The organism is Bacillus hominis (assembly GCF_018332515.1).
GTDB classification, from domain to species: Bacteria; Bacillota; Bacilli; order Bacillales; family Bacillaceae_G; genus Bacillus_A; species Bacillus_A hominis.
Window position 1 is genome coordinate 36,205 of sequence record NZ_BOQD01000092.1, and the last position, 17,581, is coordinate 53,785.

The following is a 17,581-nucleotide window of genomic DNA, read 5'->3' on the forward strand; positions in this document are numbered from 1 at the left end:
GTAAACGCCCGATTGGTTCAACTGGAATAAACAAAATAACAAACACATATGTTTAAGCAGTGGTCAAAGGAACATTCATTCATACATTAATTACCGATGAACATACTGCCCTCTCCTTATTAAGAAAGGAAGGTGACTCTTAATGTCTACTCTATTAGCTTACGACGCTGGTACAGGTAGTATTCGAGCAGTCCTTTTTGATTTAAATGGTAATCAACTTGCAGTAAGTCAAAAAGAATGGGTTCATAAATCCGATAGTCGTTATCCCGGTTCTATGAATTTTGATGTAAAAGAAAATTGGCAGCTCGTTCAAGAATGTACAAAGGATGTTCTTCAAAAAAGTAATACGTCCCCCTCTTCTATTAAAGGTATAAGTGCAACAAGTATGCGCGAAGGATTTGTTTTATACGATAAAAATGGGCAAGAAATATGGGCTTGTGCAAATGTTGATGGCCGCGCATCAGCTGAAGTTAGTGAACTAAAACGAATCCGGTCACAACTTGAAGAAGAGTTATATAAAAAGTCAGGTCAAACATTTTCGTTAGGTGCTTTACCTCGCTTGCTTTGGATAAAAAAGCATGAGCCAGATGTATACAGAAATATTCATTCTTTTACGATGTTAAACGATTGGATTTTATATAAATTGTGTGGCGTACTGCAAATTGATCCTTCAAATGGATGTACGTCCGGTATATTCGATTTACAAAATAGAGCTTGGGATAACTGGGTTGCTGAGCAATGCGGTCTTACTCTAGCCTTTTCTCCAAAAGTAAATGAAGCTGGTACAGTTATCGGGAATATCACAAAACGAAGTTCTGAATTAACAGGATTACACGAAGGAACACCGGTCGTTGCTGGCGGCGGAGATGCACAAATGGCCTCGCTCGGAACTGGGGTTGTGAAGCCAGAACAAACGTTTATATGTGGGGGCAGCTTTTGGCAGCAAGAAGTAAATATAACAAAACCAGAAACTGATCCAAATGCACTGGTTCGTGTAAATTGCCACGTCATTCCTAACCTATGGCAATACGAAACAATCGCTTTTTTCCCTGGCCTTGTTATGAGATGGTTTCGAGATGCTTTTTGCCAAGAAGAAAAAAAGCTCGCTGAACAACTCGGTGTAGATGCTTATGAATTACTCGAAGAACAAGCAAAAAATGTACCCGCCGGCTCACACGGGATAATCCCTACTTTCTCAAACGTAATGAATTATATTTCTTGGCGACATGCTGCTCCATCCTTTTTAAATTTAAGCTTAAATACTGAAACATGCGGTAAGAAAGAAATGTTCCGTGCAATTGAAGAGAATGCAGCCTTCGTTACATTAGGCAACTTGAGATTAATAGAAGCCCTCACAGGAACTTTTCCTTCTGAAGTGATCTTTGCTGGCGGCGCTGCTAAAGGAAAACTTTGGCCACAAATCCTAGCAGATGTCCTCGGAATCCCTGTTAAAGTACCAGTTGTAAAAGAAGCCGCTGCTTTAGGTACGGCAATTGCCGCTGGAGTTGGTGCAGGCATTTTTGAATCGATGGAAGAAACTGCCGAGCGATTTGTACAGTGGGAAAAAACATTTAAGCCAAACACTGAAAATCATGAGCTTTATAAAGGATTTTATGAAACATGGAAAACAGTGTATGCTAGCCAACTTTCTTTAGCTGATAAAGGTTTTACATCACATATGTGGATTGCCCCAGGTGCGCTGTAACACATTACATAAAGTGAAACTTTAATCAGTGGGGGTTTTGTTCCTCCCCCACTGATTATTAGTTGAACCAATCGGGCGTTTACGGGCAGCCCGACTCCCACCTAACTTCTTTGCTCCAGCCAAATTTTGAGATGGGAGTTTTACTGCTCGTTAACGCGGGATAAAGGAGTGATTTCTATGCTTAAGGTAAATGAAGATGACTTCACCTATCGCTTCGGTGATAACGGACCGAAATATTTATTACAAGGTCCAAATATTGATCTTGGCCTAGTCGTTATTCAGCCTGGGCAAGAGTTTCAAAATCATTATCATACAACGTGCGAAGAAGTCTTTTATGCGTTAGAAGGCGAAATAGATTTCTATATAAATAACGAAAGAGTTCCAATCAAACAAGGTGATGTCTTGCAAGTTCGCCCTCATGAATCACACTATCTTATTAACCATTCCGATAAGCCTTTTAAAGCTGTTTTTATAAAGTCACCGCATTTACCAAATAAAGATACTGTACAAACTGAAAATCCAACATTAACGAAGGAGTGATTTCGAATGACTTGGGGATTTAAAAATCGATTAAATACAATTTTGCCTGATGGCAGAGCGGTTATGTTAGCGATAGATCACGGCTACTTTTTAGGGCCGATTCACGGACTAGAACAACCGTTAGAAACAGTTAAAAACTTGCTTCCATATACAGACTCCCTCTTTTTAACGAGAGGTGTACTCAGCTCTTGCATTCCTGAAAACTGCAGCACACCAATGGTTATGCGTGTATCAGGCGGAGCTACTGTCGTCGGCAAAGATTTAGCGAATGAAACAATTGTTACACCTGTGAAAGAAGCAGTAAAACAGAACGCAATTGGCGTCGGTGTTTCTGTCTTTGTTGGATCAGATTATGAAACACAAACTGTTTCAAATCTCGCAAACGTAGTCTCTGAAGCTCACGATTACGGTCTGCCAGTACTCGGCATTACCGCCGTTGCGAAAGAGCTACAAAAACGTGAGGCTCGCTTTCTAGCACTCGCCTCCCGCGTATGCGTTGAAATGGGCGCTGACATTATTAAAACGTACTACTGCGAAGGGTTCGAAAAAATTACGAGCACATGCCCTGCCCCAGTCGTAATCGCGGGCGGTCCAAAACTAGATTCAATCGAAGACGCACTAAACATTACGTACAATGCACTGCAAGAAGGTGCAATCGGCGTAGACATGGGCCGAAACATATGGCAGTCCGAACATCCAGCTGCGATGATTCAAGCGATACATGGCATTGTGAAAAATAGATTGAGTGTGAAAGAGGCTTTGGAATTGTATGATGATGTGAAAAATTAAAATAAAAATGACAGACTATGTAATATAGTAGTCTGTCATTTTTTGTTAAACTATAGAAAAGGAGGAATGATTATGCAACGAATGCCTTTTGAGCGTCCTACTGACCATTACGATGAACGCTTATCTTCTATTGATGAAAAAATTTGCTCTCTATTAAAAGAACGAAAAGAACTTTCAAATGGGAATCCGGGCTTTCCACATGATGAAGCAATTTATAATTGGGCAAAGCAATATGGATTCTATCCAGACTATTTAAATTCATTATTCTCTTCCATGATGGACGAAGAAGAATTTAAACCTCGGGTTGAACCGGCTAAGTTTAAAAAACATATACCCGTTTTAAAAACTTATGAACGTAATGAAACAGTATATACTGTAACCTTTATTCGTCAATATTCTAATGCTGGTATAATTTATTTATATAAAGAATGGGATTCAAAAAACAAAAAACTTAATGAGAAAAATGCACACAGCCTTATTGAATTATCTATAAAAGATACATACGATTGCTGGGCAGAAGGATGGACTGGAACAGAAGGACATGTAAGCTACCAATTTATTGTATCTCCTGCTCTTCCTGATACTTTGTCTGGAATAAGCTTACAATTTAAAGACCGAAGTATGCCGTTTATGAAAGATCCAGCTGTGTTTGAATTTGAAATTCAGTTAGATTAATAAATAAAGAAGCTGTCCCATAAGTCGAATTTCTGACTAAGTGACCCTTCTATTTTGCTTTCGTGTTCCATTATAAAAGTGTTCTAAATGGAAATAAGCCCCTTCCACACTGGATAAGGGGCTATATATACACCTTCAAACAATTACTCTTGATGAATGCTATTTAGTTTTGAAACTTTCTTACCATCTCTATAATCAAGGCAAGATACTTCAATTAACAATCCATTAAACATTGTAAAATAAAAACCATAACTACTACCTCTCATCGAATAAGGTTCCTTGTCTATTTCAATGCCTCCAGCTACTAAACGATTATACGCTTGATCAACTTCACTTGAAGTATCCACTAAAAAACCAATATGAAAAGCTTCCGGATACATAACTTCCTTATTCCCCTTAAATGCTTTTGGATCGCTTAGCACAAGTATAAATCCACTCTCATCACTCATCACTACTAGCGCCTTTCCCTTTTGCTCCAAAAATTGAAAATCAAAAAATGTTTCAAAGAAATGTCTCGCTTCTGATAAATCATCAACACATAGATTCATATGATTTAACTTCATTTACTCATCTCCTTTTAAGCAGAGGATATATATACTCATATTGATAACACTTACATATGTAAAGAAAGATATACCGTCTAAGACTTTTTTATAGTCTTATGCTTTTTCCTATAGCTTAGAACGTTTTTCGAAAGGAATGCAATCATATGAACAATTCGACATGGAGTATCGATTTACCTATATAAGTTGACAAGTTTTATAGCCCTATTATTTATTCTCCAAATTAAGTAAAATCCACTCAATCAAGAAAATTGCTGAAGAAATCCGCTCTGTCGTATCCCCTAAGAACACTTTATTAAGGAACTCATCAAAATTAGTCGGTCTAATAGGTAATGCTTGAATATACCTTAAAACAGATCCAGCTGGAGGGGCTGGCTTATTATTAATAGCCCATATTCCCTCTAGCAATGTCCACATTGATGTATGAACTATATATGAAGCTTTTAACTCATCATTTACTTTCAAAGCAGACTGAATTTTAATGCGTGAACTATTTAACCAATGAGAAATGCCCTTAACTTTATCAGTAGAAACAGAATAGTTTTCATATGTAATAAATGAAAGGTTTTCTATCATTTCTATCCTCCAAGTTATCGAGCGCGTAATATAATCCTTATACGAATAGATCTATATTTCTCAGTTTCTAAAATAAGAAAACACCTTTTAAACGATATTGAATTATATTTTTTCTCATACATTTCCATTATACACACTGCTAATTGTTACATGCCGAGCTCTATTTTATTTTCACATACTTGTGAAATGCTTAATCGAATTGCTTTCTATTAAGTCTTTGTGCAATTGGGTGATCATTCTTTAGTTGCAACAGATCCCATAAATTCCCGTATAAATCCTTAAACACCGCAACAATTCCGTATGATTGCTCTTTCGGTTCTCTCACAAATTCTATTCCTCTTGAAATCATTTCATTATAATCTCTCCAAAAATCGTCAGTATTTAAGAAAAGAAATACTCTACCACCTGATTGATTACCAATAAAGGGCTCTTGCTCAGGTTTAGATGCCCTAGCTAATAATATTGTGGTGCCGACTGAACCTGGAGGAGATACCACTACCCACCGTTTGTTTTCCTCTGGCTGATAAATATCTTCAACTAATGTGAAATTTAGTTTCTTTGTATAAAACTCTATTGCCTCATCATAGTCTTTTACTACTAATGCAATATGAACTATCGATTGAACCATTATTGTTCCTCCTAATCTTACTCACTGATCGAGTTTATATTATAACATTTCTAGTTTTAACCTGACCGTTAATTCTTCTTACACCACATGCAAATCATTCTCTTTATTCAATGTTAATAACCATCTATCAATAAACAGATAGATGGTTATATATTTGAAAGAATATAATGAAACAAATGTATTATTACGACTTCTGATAAGCCGATTTCGATGATTTCACATAATAAACTGCGTGATCAACGTTAATAATATGATCTGGTTTTGGTTTACCACGACTCGCTCTATGTCCAGCTAAATGTTCTTCACTCGTTTCCCAGTTTTTCCATGCTTCTTCAGATTCCCAGCGAATCATAACTACAACTTCTTCATCTCCTCGTCTTACTTTTTTCACTAGCACACTTAAGTCGATGAATCCTTCAAATTTTTCAATAATTCCTTCTCCAGTGAAATGCTGCACTACTATATCAGATGTACCTTCTTTTACTGTAAATGTCTTAGTTTCGATAAACATATATCCCACTCCCTTTTTGTAATACGAATACTAGTATTCTTCCATTATAATTGATTATGATAATTATTTTCAATTATAAAGTTTTAAATTTTTAGAATTATGCTGACTTCTCCTCAATCGACTCATCCAAAAATTTAAAATACGGAAGTAATATCCCTATTAAAGACGTGACACATATAATCGCACCGATAATACAGTATAATACTCTTACTCCCCACATTTCACTCAGTATTCCGCCTAGAAACACACCTAATGGCATAGCGGATCGTATGAAAAATAGTCGCACTGAAAATACTTTTCCTATCATATTGCTTTGGACTGTTTGTTGGCATATCGTCGTGTTATGAACATTGAAAAATGCAATACAAATACCTGCAATTACTTCAATGAACACCGCAATTACTATACTATGATTGAACCCTAGAGAAATGTATGTTAGCCCTCCTAAAAACAATCCTCCAAGCATAAGTATACGCCGGCTTTTATATGTTATTTTTCCGACTAATATTGATCCAACTACATAGCCAAGTGGGAAACCTGCCATGAAGTATCCGTACTCCGCATATCCTGCTGACAACTCATCTTTTATATAAGGTAGATTTGTAACCATCGTTACTCCTACTCCAAATTGAACGAAAGTAAGAAAGACACCGAGCCAAACAATTACTGGTTTTGTGAAGAAGTATGTAAAACCGTGAAGAAATTGCTCTAGCCACGTTTTTCGAAGTTCTTGCTTTATTCTCTTTTCTTTTATGAAAAGTAACAATCCTCCACTAATGAATAGACAAACGCACACAAAAAATAGTGTAAGCTTCATTCCAATAAAATTAATGACGATACCACCTAATACTGGCGCAAGAAACATCATGAGACGAGCCATCCCATCTATATACGCGTTTGCGTCTTGAAGCTGCTCTTTACTTACAATGCTCGGTGTAATGGCTTGACTTGCAGGTGTATAAAGCGGTGTAATGAGCCCGATTATTATTTGAACGACATACACGTGCCAAACTTCTATACTACTAGTAACTAACATGACTAAAGGTAGTAAGAAAACAGATGCCCGTATCCATTGTGAAAAAATCATAATCCACTTTCGGCTCCATTTATCTATAAATGGTCCGCTTATTAGTTGCAATATGAGAGACGGGATAAAATATAATAACCACATACTACTTAATGCTGTTTTTGATCCTGTTAACTCATATACAAGAATTGAATTACATAACGTCCCGAAAGCCCCGCCCAATTCTGAAATCGCACTACCAATCCACATAAAAAAGAATGAACGATTTTTCAATACATTTTCCACTATAACGCACCAACTTTTCTATTAAATTCCTCCCTTTATGTACATTCTCGTTGTATATTATCTATTTAAAAATACTTCTAATTCTTTCGCTAAAGACTGTACTGCTTTCTTTCTCAACACATATTTGCCGTCATGAATATCAACTAACTTTGCAGAACGTAATAACTTTAAATGGTGATGTACTGTTGATTTCCCAAGTTGTAATCTTTCCGTTATTTCTTGCAGTGTACGCTCTTGTTCAAATAGTAGTTTTACGATACGGAGCCTTGCCTCATCCCCGAGCGCCTTATGTTTATGTACTAAAAAATAGCTCGGCTCATATGGATCTTCAGGATGTATACTTTCGTTCGCAACTGGATAATGAAACACTTTTGTATCTTCAATATCTGCCTCTATATTCCACGGTCTGTACGTCATTTGCGGGATAAGAAGTACATGATGCACACTTGGTTCTGGCATATATATAACTCCACCTGTTGCCCACTCGACAAACTCTTCCGGCTTCATCTTTTTATTCATTTCATTTTTCGCTTCATAATCTCGCTCTAGTATAGAAAGTAGTTGCTCTTCCTCTTTCTTAATAACACCCTCATACCATCCTGTCATAACAGCGATTAAATGCCCTTTTAATAATTGCATATCTGTATTACATATAAACTCAATATACGCAGAGAAAAATTGATGTTCATGCGTTAGCTCCACTAGTTCTTGTAAAGCTGAAACTTCTCCGCTAGCTGCTAAACGTCTTTTCGCTTGATACATCTCTCCTAAAAACGGTAAACACACATATTTAAAATCTACTTCCGATAACGAATTGATATTATGAACAAACTGAGATAAATCTGTAAAATCTCCATCATACAGTAACTGTAGCAACGCTTTCCACGTATTGTGCTCCTCAACAAATTGCAAATGCTCTATCATTTCATGAGGTAAAGATTTTCTAATTTCTTCCCATTCGCTTTGAGGCTTTTCAAGCGTGTCGATTAACCTCTTATGAGTAATTGCCGCAATGCCAAGTGCACATTCGAACAGTATCGAATACTTCATTTGAATGTTGTACGTTTCCCTCTTTCTACTCGTTACGTGAAAGACTCCCATGTTATCCCCTCCTTATTTGCTATGTATTAAATTCTATATTTATCGAATTATACCTTCTATATTTTTAGAATTTTGAAACATTTAGAAATTTATTTCGCTACAATTTTTTAAATTTAAGCTGCAGTTGCTTTTCATGTTCAACTATGAGGCAGGTTTCTTGAAGAGAAAGGAGAATTTATTGCAGTAAGAAAAATGATTTAGAAAGCATAAGTTTATTTCTGCAATTGCTACAACGGCGTCATATTGTTCTTTTAGAAACTTCAAAATATCAATCAGATGATAAGTAGGTACGTACCTACTTTCTCTAACACTTATTGTTGGTCTATCTCATAGTTAAGGAGGTTATACGAATGGGTAAAAAAGAAATATTACAAAATGGAGTCAAACAAGTTTTTTACGATGAAGAATGGTACCCACCGATATCAGAAGCGTTAAAGAATCTTACCGCCGCACAAGCATGTTGGCAACCAGAAGGAAAGGCCAGTAATACGATTTGGGAAAATGCAAACCATTTACTAACTTTTAAAGAGCGCTTACTTTCCCGCTTACATCAAGATGACACATTTGTTGCTCCACAAAATAATGATGACACGTTTGTCCAAGGTGGACCTAATGATGAGGATGCTTGGCAGCAAACAGTGAAGCGAACGCTTCACGTACATGATGCCTTACAATCTTCATTAACATCCCTTCAAGAAGCAGAACTGGATCAACCAAGTCCTTCTCTACCAGTTTGGCAACAATATATGAATATCCTTTTGCACGATGCTTATCATACAGGTCAAATTATACAACTTCGTAAACTCCAAGGTTCATGGCCAGCTCATCGTTCATATTTATAAGTGACGATTAAAGATGATAGACACGCATATCATTCTATATTTAGCAGAATAAGTACAAAAAAAGGCAAATGAGATTCTAGCTCTCATTTGCCTTTTTTGTATGTTGGAGAAACGTCCTACAATGAAATAAAATTCACCAAAGAATGTTCAAATGTATAAAGTAAAACTTTAATCAGTGGGATTTTGTCCATCCCTACTGATTATTAGCCCAAACCAATCGGGTATTTACGGACCATTATCTCCCGACTAACTTCCTTGTATTCACCACTTATCCATTCATCTGCGCATCGTTCAATAGCCCAATTATTTCACTTAACATTTCTTCTGTAAAAGCACCTGCGCTAAAGTTCACTAATGCTCGTAATGGCATATAGTTCAGCATAGCGTCCATCATTTCAGAGGCATCACTATCCCCTTCAGTCATACTACCAAACGGGCTATCTTTTAATGCTTTTTCCATAAGCCCTTTTGCGATTGGTGCTAAAATTGGGTCCGCAAATATGTCCCCTAGTAAAGTATTACGATGTACTTGTTTTCGAATTATAGTCGTTGATTGAATATACACGTTATCTTGTAAAACGATCTCTTTTGAAGACTTTCCTACTAAAATTTCAAATTCACCTGTTTCAACATGCCAGTCCTTCAATTCAACATTATAATAAGCAAATGATCTTTTATTTAAAGTAAAGTTAACTGTTTTTTCTTCTCCCGGCTGCAATTCTACTTTTTCAAATCCTTTTAGCTCTTTTTCAGGACGAGTCATACTGCTTTCAACATCTTTTATATAAAGCTGAACAATTTCTTTCCCCGCCGTACTACCAGTATTTTTCACGTTAACACTGACAGAAACAATCTCCGTATCCTTTATTTCTTTCTTATTTATTGAAAGATTACTATACTCAAAATTTGTATAGCTTAACCCAAAGCCAAATGGGAACAACGGTTTAATATTTTTCGCATCGTAATAACGGTATCCGACGAACACCCCTTCTTTGTATTCCACTTTGTCAACTTCACCAGGGAAGTTTAAGTAAGAAGGATTATCGCTTAAAACTTTCGGGAATGTTTCCGCTAATTTCCCGCTTGGATTTGCATCACCAAATAATAAATCAGCAATTGCTCCGCCTAATGCTTGGCCACCTAAATAGCCTTCAAGTATTCCTTTTACTTTACCTATCCATGGCATTTCAATTGGAGCACCGTTACTTAAAACTACAACGATATTACTTTGAACTTCAGCGATAGCCTCAATTAATTGCACGTGATTTTCTGGCATCTGTAAGTGTTTCCGATCAAATCCTTCAGATTCATAACGATCTGGAAGTCCAACGAAAAGGACCGCTGTATCTGCTCGCTCTGCTATTTTTTTCGCTTCACTAACCATGCTTTCATTTACATCATCACTTGCAATATCATAACCTTGAGCAAACAATATGTTCGTTTTTTCACCTGATACCGTTTCAATTTCTTCGAGAATACTTTCAAGCTTTGTTGGATTAATATGAGAACTTCCACCGCCTTGATAACGTGGTTGCTTTGCAAATCCTCCAATTACCGCTACCGTTCCCTCTTTTTTCAGCGGAAGAATGGAATCTTCATTTTGTAACATAACCATACTTTCACTTGCAACTTCTCTTGCAAGCTGATGATGTGCTTCCTTACTATACATAGCGTTTTCTAATTGGTTATCATAAGCTTTAAAAATAATGTAAAGTAGTCGTTCTACTGCTTGATCAAGCTTTTCTACACATAGCTCACCACAGTTAACTGCGTCGACAATTTTCTTCTCACCAATTCCAAAGCTTGAAGGCATTTCTAACTCCAAACCGTTCGCTAAACTTGCGACACGCTCATTTACTGCGCCCCAATCAGAAACGACAAAACCTTCAAATCCCCATTCATCTTTTAAAATATCATTTAATAAATAGCTATTTTCCGAAGCGTATTCACCATTTACCTTATTGTAAGCGCTCATTACTGTCCAAGGCTGTGCTTCCTTAATGACATCTTCAAAGCTAGCAAGATAGATTTCACGCAATGTCCTTTCATCAACGATTGCATCTACAGACATTCTACGATGCTCTTGATTATTAGCAGCGAAATGTTTTAATGATGTTCCAATTCCTTGGCTTTGTACGCCTTTAACATGATTTACAGCCATTTGTGATGATAAATACGGATCCTCTGAAAAATATTCAAAGTTTCTTCCGCATAGCGGCGAACGTTTAATATTTGCACCTGGTCCAAGGAGAACACCTACATTTTCAGCCTGACATTCTTCTCCTAATGCAACTCCGACTTGTTTGATTAATTCTTTATTCCATGTACTTGCTAATCCTACTGCTGAAGGGAAACAAGTCGCTGGAATACTGTTATAAATCCCTAAGTGATCTGCTCCCTCTGCCTGTTTTCTAAGCCCGTGTGGTCCATCAGTTACCATAATAGAAGGAATACCCAATCGCTCAATTCCTTTTGTATTCCAAAAGTCTAATCCAGAACATAGACTTGCCTTTTCCTCTAATGTCATTTGTGAAATGATATTCTTAATATCCCTTTTCATGATAGCCCTCCTAAAAAATAATGAAGTAAACGCTTTCTTAATGGTATTATAGTTATTATTCTTTAGATATTATGGTATATTTTTTAGAATACTGGTAAAAATTTCAGCTGATTATATTTATGGTTACTTTGCAGAGTAACCATGAGCTGTATGTAAAACCTTTGCTTAAGAGAGAAGTTTATGTTGCTTGTAACTTGTACACTTATCGGCTGATGTTTAATGAATAGAGGTTAAAATAATGAATTGCTCCAAACTTGAAGATTTATATTATATTTGTAAGCTGGTTTTTGACATACATAAAACACCTATCTTTTTCATTAATAACAAAGGAGATTTGGCATTTGAAATCTCGCCCAATTTTCAGCATAACCCGTTGTATTCTTCAAAAGAGGCGTTATTTAATCAACTATTTAGTGGAAATCCACCCTATACTTTTCCGGTACTTGAAGAGACTGCCTTTCTTGAAAATTTTTTCTCAATTAACTTACGTTTAAACGATCAACTGAGTGGGAATATCATCATTGGACCAGTCCTTTATTCCAGGTTATCAGAAATCTCAATTAAAGGAATCGTTAATGATCTTCAACTAAAAATAGACAAAGAGGAAATGATTCGATATTATCAATCTCTCCCTGTTTTAAGCAATTTGAAATTTTTAAATATAAGTATGGTTCTTTATTACATGCTGTATCAACAAAAATTAGATGTTGCTGATATTTTGCAAAAAAATATACTGTTAAAAAAGGATGATTTTGAGATTGAACAGCCCGATATACAAATATCGGAGCAACGTCAAAGTACATTAACTCATATCGATCCACTAGTTGAAAGGAAAATATTTGAGTGTATTAAAGAAGGAAAAAAGGATGATTTAATTCAAAACCTAAGAAGATTACCTGAATCAGGAGCTCTTGGGGTGTTATCAAAAACAAGTCACCTGCGAAGCCAGAAGAATTCTGCCATCGCAGCAATTACACTTGCGACTAGATCGGCTATAGATGGCGGACTATTCCCTGAAATCGCATATACCCTCAGTGATTTATTTATTCAAAAACTCGAAGAAATAAAAAAAAGTGAAGCCATTTCCCCATTTTTGGAGAATGCTTTACTTGAGTTCTCAGAACGAGTTAAAAATGGGAAGATGCAAAAACATTCAAAACCTATAAACATATGTCAAAATTATATATTTACTCATCTTTACGAAGATATTACACTGTCCCATCTAGCAGAAATAGTCGCATTAAATCCTAGTTATCTATCTTCCCTTTTCAAAAAAGAAGTAGGAATTTCATTAGGCGAATATATTCAGCATGCTAAGATAGATGAGTCAAAAAGCTTAATGGCCTATACAAAACATTCTATATCCGAAATCTCCACACTATTAAATTTCCATGACCAAAGTCATTTTACAAAGGTCTTTAAAAAACATACTGGTATTTCACCTAAACAATTTAAAAATGGATGCAATTATTAGTTGTCCTTCGTTCCGTCAATAGATTTATTTTGTTGCTTTATATTACTAATAAATATACTTTATAAAGCGAAAAAACATTAATTGAAATAGATTGATCCCAAACATAATTTACATTCTTCATAACTTCTGATCATAATTCAAATTTGGAAGAATAGAGGCTTTTTTATATACAAATAATAAGCCTCAAGGAGTTGTTGTTATGCAGTTCATATTAAATATGTTAGGGATTTTCGTTGTCATATTAATCGTTTTCCTATGTTCGCCTAATAAGAAACAAATAAAATGGAGACCAATCGTTATTCTAATCATATTGGAGCTTTTTATTACGTGGTTTATGTTAGGTACAAAATTGGGCAGTATTATCATTAATAAAATTGCGTCATTTTTCAGTTGGTTACTATCATGTGCGAATGAAGGAATTCGATTTGCCTTTCCTTCAGCTATGGAAAATCAACACATTGATTTCTTCTTTAGTGCGTTACTTCCGATCATTTTTGTTATCACTTTCTTTGATATTCTCTCGTATTTTGGAATCTTAACTTGGATTATTGATAAAGTTGGTGCGATTATTTCAAAGATTTCTCGTTTACCAAAGTTAGAAAGCTTCTTTTCCATTCAAATGATGTTTTTAGGAAATACGGAAGCACTTGCAGTTGTTCGTGATCAATTATCTGTGTTAAAAGAAAATCGTTTGTTGACTTTTGGAATTATGAGTATGAGTAGCGTCAGCGGATCCATTCTTGGTGCTTATCTATCAATGGTTCCAGCAACATATATTTTCAGCGCTATTCCTTTAAACTGTATAAACGCATTAATTTTAGCCAATGTTTTAAATCCTATTGAAGTTACGAAAGAAGAAGATGTTATTTATAAACCTTCAAAAAATGAAAAAAAAGATTTCTTTTCTACTATTTCAAACAGTATGTTAGTCGGGATGAATATGGTTATCGTTATTTTAGCGATGGTAATTGGTTATGTAGCATTAACAGCATGCTTAAACGGTATTTTAAGCTTTTTCGTAACGGGTTTAACAATTCAAAAAATCTTCTCCATTATCTTTAGTCCCTTCGCTTTTTTACTCGGTTTATCAGGAAAAGATGCTATGTATGTAGCTGAACTAATGGGGATCAAAATAACAACGAATGAATTTGTTGCCATGATGGATTTAAAATCAAATTTACAGTCTTTACAACCTCATACGATTGCCGTTGCAACAACGTTTCTAGCTTCTTTTGCTAACTTTAGTACAGTAGGTATGATTTACGGAACTTTCAATTCATTATTTGGCGGGGAAAAATCAGCAATAATCGGTAAAAATGTTTGGAAGCTTCTTGTTAGCGGAATGGCTGTTTCCTTATTAAGTGCTATGCTCGTGGGGCTTTTTGTATGGTAAATGAATAATTGTAATAATATGAAGACACTCAAACTGAATTGGGTGTCTTCATATTATTACTTGTTCTTTTATTTTCGAATTTGTCCATTTCCACGAATCACATATTTTGTGGAAGTCAATGCAGGAAGCCCCATTGGTCCCCTTACATGTAGCTTTTGTGTACTGATACCAATTTCTGCTCCGAATCCAAATTCAGATCCATCTGTAAAACGAGTTGATGCATTATGATAAAGTGCAGCCGCATCAACAGAAGTGAAAAATTTGCTGACATTTTCCTCGTTCTCTGTAATAATCGCTTCGGAATGCATAGATCCATACGTATTTATGTGATGAATCGCTTCTTCAACTGAAGAAACCACTTTCACTGCTAAAGTGAGAGATAAAAACTCTGTTTCCCAGTCCTCTTCTGAAGCTAATGCAATAGATGAATCAATTGCCAATGCGTTCTTATCACCACGTATCTCCACGCCTCTTTCCTTCAAGGAAGAAAACAATTCGCTACCAAATTGCTGCGCCCAATTTTCATGAAGTATAATCGTTTCAATCGCATTACATACAGATGGACGTTGCGTTTTTGCATTTACAATAATATTAAATGCCATTTGTTTATCCGCTGTTTCATCAATGAAAATATGGCAATTTCCCGCACCTGTTTCAAGTACTGGAACTGATGCTTCTCTCACTACAGTATCGATTAACTGCTTGCCACCTCTTGGTATAAGAACGTCCAAGTACTCATTTAATGTAAACAACTGCTTCGCGCTATCTCGCGTTGTATCTTCTATGAGCTGGACGCTTTCTTGAGGCAAACTCGTTTGTTTGAGCGCTAGGTGAATTACAGCAACAATCGCTTTATTAGAATAAATAGCAGAAGAACTCCCACGCAATATTACTGCGTTTCCTGTTTTCAAACAAATTGTAGCAGCATCCACTGTCACATTCGGTCTTGCCTCGTAAATCATTCCGACAACACCAAGTGGTACGCGCATCTCCTGAATAGATAGTCCATTTGGTCGTTCCCATGCACTTACACATTCTCCAATCGGATCACGTAAATCAATTAGCTGCTTAATCCCCTCAGCCATATCAATAATACGCTGCTCGTTCAGCATAAGGCGATCAAGGAGAGAATCAGAAAATCCTTTTGCCTTACCTTCTTCGATGTCTCGTTTGTTTTCCTCTAAAATATAAGCTGTTTCTAATATCAGTTGATCAGCAATCGCAGCAAGTGCTTCGTTTTTTTGGTCTGTAGATTTAAGCACAAGTTCTCTAGCAATTTCTTTCGCTCTTTTACCTTTTGCTAACACTTCATTCATTTTCATTTCCTCCTTTTAAAAAGTTAATACGTAAAAATTTGAGACCCGTTTATCTCCACTAACTATGTGTGTCCTGCCTATGAAATTAAAGAATTTGAGCAGTGGACTCTACCCTCTCTATTCCTAAAATGAAACCCAATGATTCCTATGGATGACTTCATAATTATGTCTTTCGCCTCTTGCTTGAATATCTTGGCTCTGCATACCTTTTAAATCCCTTAGTTCCTCTGCACTATATGTGCATTGTCCTTTTCCTATTACGCGCCCTTGTTGCGTGATTACCTCCACAACTTCGCCCACTTGGAAAAATCCTGAAACATTCGTAACACCAGCTGGAAGTAAACTCTTTCCATGCTGAATGATGGCAGTAGCTGCCCCGGCATCTACTTCAATTTGTCCGCTAACAAGCGAATGCAAGGCGATCCATTGCTTGTTCATCTTAATTACTTTTTGAGGCGCATTCCCGATATACGTTCCGTCACCTTTTCCCTTCAACACATCTAAAAATTTCTCCTGTCCATGTCCTGTTCCGATAAATACACTTACTCCAAGAGATAGTGCCGTCTTTGCAGCATCGATTTTTGATTTCATACCGCCAGTCCCAAGTTTTGAACCAGCATCTCCTGCAAGAGAAGCAATTTCTTCTGTTACCTCAGGAAGGAAATAATATTTTTTCGCGTCCGCATTTTTTTGAGGATTTTGGTCATATAAACCGTTCACATCCGTAAAAATCATAAGCATATCTGCCGACACAAGTCCGCTTACTAAAGCTGACAGCATATCATTATCACCAAACGTCAGCTCCTCTAAAGAAATGGAATCATTTTCATTGATGATAGGAAGAGCGGAACGGTTTAGTAACTCTCCTAAAGTGGCGTACGCATTACTGTATTGTTCTTTTCGAGAAAAATCACTTCTCGTTAGTAACAGTTGCGCAGTAACGATATCATATTTACGGAATTCCTCCGTGTACGCCTGCATTAATAAACTTTGCCCGACAGCTGCTGCAGCCTGTTTCCCTTTAGTTGTCACAGGTCTGCTAGGATACCCTAGAGCAGAAAAACCTGCAGCGACGGCTCCTGATGTAATTAACAAAACTTCATGCCCTTCCTGTTTCAGTCGTGCCAATGCGGCAACGTGATCTGAAAGTTGTTCTTTAGAGATGCCTCCATGACTCGCTGCCAAGGAACTGCTCCCAATCTTTACAACAATTCGTTGTTTTTTCACTTTTATATCCTCCAAGTCTAAAATCAAAGTTTTTTATCAATCACACTTTTATTCATACAATTTGCTGCTATGTCTCTTCTCATCAATGCTGCACCTATCGTATTAGAGGACAAAATAAAAATGACCGCTTCGCCCTTAATAAAATAAAAAGGACGAAACGGTCATTGTTCCGCGGTACCACCTTAATTGATATACATAGATATCCACTTGGTGCCTATAACGCAGGCGAACGCCTAAACTTTCATTTAAGACTCAGAGATAGGTTCGATATATTCTATGCGAGGAATCTTTCAGCCAGTGAATTCCACTCTCTTTCGCAAGAAGACATATGTACTATTTCTCTTCAACGATTTTCGGTTTAATTTTTTT

The 17,581-nt window shown here is 36.4% G+C and carries 15 protein-coding genes, 1 pseudogene and 1 other annotated feature; of the genes and pseudogenes, 7 read left to right on the top strand and 9 right to left on the bottom strand.

Annotated features, from left to right (window positions below):
• Positions 1-142: 142 nt before the first annotated feature.
• From lsrK to KI356_RS10870, 4 genes are all read left to right on the top strand, one after another.
• Positions 143-1,705, top strand: a complete 1,563-nt coding sequence (lsrK, locus tag KI356_RS10855; protein WP_212935414.1) for an autoinducer-2 kinase — start codon at positions 143-145, stop codon at positions 1,703-1,705.
• A 177-nt stretch (positions 1,706-1,882) separates the two neighbouring features.
• Entirely contained in the window at positions 1,883-2,245 is a 363-nt protein-coding gene (locus KI356_RS10860) for a cupin domain-containing protein (RefSeq protein ID WP_002120251.1), read from the top strand.
• A 6-nt stretch (positions 2,246-2,251) separates the two neighbouring features.
• Positions 2,252-3,034, top strand: a complete 783-nt coding sequence (gene lsrF, locus KI356_RS10865; RefSeq protein ID WP_128280370.1) for a 3-hydroxy-5-phosphonooxypentane-2,4-dione thiolase — start codon at positions 2,252-2,254, stop codon at positions 3,032-3,034.
• A gap of 72 nt (positions 3,035-3,106) precedes the next feature.
• The gene (locus KI356_RS10870; protein ID WP_212935415.1) at positions 3,107-3,709 is read left to right on the top strand and encodes a hypothetical protein; all 603 of its coding nucleotides are present in this window, start codon (positions 3,107-3,109) and stop codon (positions 3,707-3,709) included.
• 143 nt (positions 3,710-3,852) lie between these two features.
• Here the strand turns inward: KI356_RS10870 and KI356_RS10875 are convergent, their stop codons facing one another.
• The 6 genes and pseudogenes from KI356_RS10875 to KI356_RS10900 all read right to left on the bottom strand — a co-directional run bounded on the left by KI356_RS10875 (position 3,853) and on the right by KI356_RS10900 (position 8,400).
• Complete coding sequence (locus KI356_RS10875; protein WP_212935416.1) at positions 3,853-4,272, bottom strand: VOC family protein; 420 nt, start codon at positions 4,270-4,272, stop codon at positions 3,853-3,855.
• Between the two features lie 207 nt (positions 4,273-4,479).
• Positions 4,480-4,824 (bottom strand): annotated as a pseudogene (locus KI356_RS10880) (DNA polymerase subunit beta); the annotation flags it as partial.
• A 214-nt stretch (positions 4,825-5,038) separates the two neighbouring features.
• Complete coding sequence (locus KI356_RS10885) at positions 5,039-5,476, bottom strand: VOC family protein (protein WP_212935417.1); 438 nt, start codon at positions 5,474-5,476, stop codon at positions 5,039-5,041.
• 184 nt (positions 5,477-5,660) lie between these two features.
• Complete coding sequence (gene hmoA, locus KI356_RS10890; protein ID WP_097830404.1) at positions 5,661-5,987, bottom strand: heme-degrading monooxygenase HmoA; 327 nt, start codon at positions 5,985-5,987, stop codon at positions 5,661-5,663.
• 97 nt (positions 5,988-6,084) lie between these two features.
• Positions 6,085-7,299, bottom strand: a complete 1,215-nt coding sequence (locus KI356_RS10895; RefSeq protein ID WP_128280372.1) for an MFS transporter — start codon at positions 7,297-7,299, stop codon at positions 6,085-6,087.
• A gap of 57 nt (positions 7,300-7,356) precedes the next feature.
• On the bottom strand, positions 7,357-8,400 hold the full coding sequence (locus KI356_RS10900) for an ArsR/SmtB family transcription factor (RefSeq protein WP_212935418.1): 1,044 nt from the start codon (positions 8,398-8,400) through the stop codon (positions 7,357-7,359).
• Positions 8,401-8,750: 350 nt separating this feature from the next.
• Here KI356_RS10900 and KI356_RS10905 point away from each other — a divergent pair, with 350 nt between their 5' ends.
• Positions 8,751-9,242 carry a DinB family protein gene (locus KI356_RS10905; protein WP_212935419.1) on the top strand — a complete coding sequence of 164 codons (492 nt, stop codon included), beginning with the start codon at positions 8,751-8,753 and terminating at the stop codon, positions 9,240-9,242.
• 268 nt (positions 9,243-9,510) lie between these two features.
• Here KI356_RS10905 and KI356_RS10910 read toward each other — a convergent pair whose 3' ends face one another.
• Positions 9,511-11,802, bottom strand: coding sequence for a glycoside hydrolase family 3 C-terminal domain-containing protein (locus KI356_RS10910; protein ID WP_212935420.1), 2,292 nt, complete (start codon positions 11,800-11,802; stop codon positions 9,511-9,513).
• Positions 11,803-12,040: 238 nt separating this feature from the next.
• On the opposite strand from KI356_RS10910, the gene KI356_RS10915 reads away from it, so the two are divergent.
• Positions 12,041-13,276, top strand: coding sequence for a helix-turn-helix domain-containing protein (locus KI356_RS10915; RefSeq protein WP_128280376.1), 1,236 nt, complete (start codon positions 12,041-12,043; stop codon positions 13,274-13,276).
• Positions 13,277-13,475: 199 nt separating this feature from the next.
• Positions 13,476-14,669 carry a NupC/NupG family nucleoside CNT transporter gene (locus KI356_RS10920; protein WP_128280377.1) on the top strand — a complete coding sequence of 398 codons (1,194 nt, stop codon included), beginning with the start codon at positions 13,476-13,478 and terminating at the stop codon, positions 14,667-14,669.
• A 68-nt stretch (positions 14,670-14,737) separates the two neighbouring features.
• On the opposite strand, the gene KI356_RS10925 is transcribed toward KI356_RS10920, so the two are convergent.
• Together KI356_RS10925 and proB are read right to left on the bottom strand one after the other, a co-directional pair.
• Positions 14,738-15,985 (bottom strand): glutamate-5-semialdehyde dehydrogenase, encoded by a 1,248-nt coding sequence (locus KI356_RS10925; protein WP_212935421.1) that lies wholly within the window; start codon positions 15,983-15,985, stop codon positions 14,738-14,740.
• 123 nt (positions 15,986-16,108) lie between these two features.
• Positions 16,109-17,212: a glutamate 5-kinase gene (gene proB / locus KI356_RS10930; protein ID WP_212935422.1), complete on the bottom strand. Its 1,104-nt coding sequence runs from the start codon at positions 17,210-17,212 to the stop codon at positions 16,109-16,111.
• A 145-nt stretch (positions 17,213-17,357) separates the two neighbouring features.
• Positions 17,358-17,568 (bottom strand) — a binding site (T-box leader).
• Between the last annotated feature and the right edge of the window lie 13 nt (positions 17,569-17,581).

Bases quoted from the DNA above. Each gene is read 5' to 3' on its own strand.
- lsrK (WP_212935414.1), top strand. From the start codon at position 143: ATGTCTACTCTATTAGCTTACGACGCTGGTACAGGTAGTATTCGAGCA.
- KI356_RS10860 (WP_002120251.1), top strand. From the start codon at position 1,883: ATGCTTAAGGTAAATGAAGATGACTTCACCTATCGCTTCGGTGATAAC.
- lsrF (WP_128280370.1), top strand. From the start codon at position 2,252: ATGACTTGGGGATTTAAAAATCGATTAAATACAATTTTGCCTGATGGC.
- KI356_RS10870 (WP_212935415.1), top strand. From the start codon at position 3,107: ATGCAACGAATGCCTTTTGAGCGTCCTACTGACCATTACGATGAACGC.
- KI356_RS10875 (WP_212935416.1), bottom strand. From the start codon at position 4,272: ATGAAGTTAAATCATATGAATCTATGTGTTGATGATTTATCAGAAGCG.
- KI356_RS10885 (WP_212935417.1), bottom strand. From the start codon at position 5,476: ATGGTTCAATCGATAGTTCATATTGCATTAGTAGTAAAAGACTATGAT.
- hmoA (WP_097830404.1), bottom strand. From the start codon at position 5,987: ATGTTTATCGAAACTAAGACATTTACAGTAAAAGAAGGTACATCTGAT.
- KI356_RS10900 (WP_212935418.1), bottom strand. From the start codon at position 8,400: ATGGGAGTCTTTCACGTAACGAGTAGAAAGAGGGAAACGTACAACATT.
- KI356_RS10905 (WP_212935419.1), top strand. From the start codon at position 8,751: ATGGGTAAAAAAGAAATATTACAAAATGGAGTCAAACAAGTTTTTTAC.
- KI356_RS10910 (WP_212935420.1), bottom strand. From the start codon at position 11,802: ATGAAAAGGGATATTAAGAATATCATTTCACAAATGACATTAGAGGAA.
- KI356_RS10915 (WP_128280376.1), top strand. From the start codon at position 12,041: ATGAATTGCTCCAAACTTGAAGATTTATATTATATTTGTAAGCTGGTT.
- KI356_RS10920 (WP_128280377.1), top strand. From the start codon at position 13,476: ATGCAGTTCATATTAAATATGTTAGGGATTTTCGTTGTCATATTAATC.
- KI356_RS10925 (WP_212935421.1), bottom strand. From the start codon at position 15,985: ATGAATGAAGTGTTAGCAAAAGGTAAAAGAGCGAAAGAAATTGCTAGA.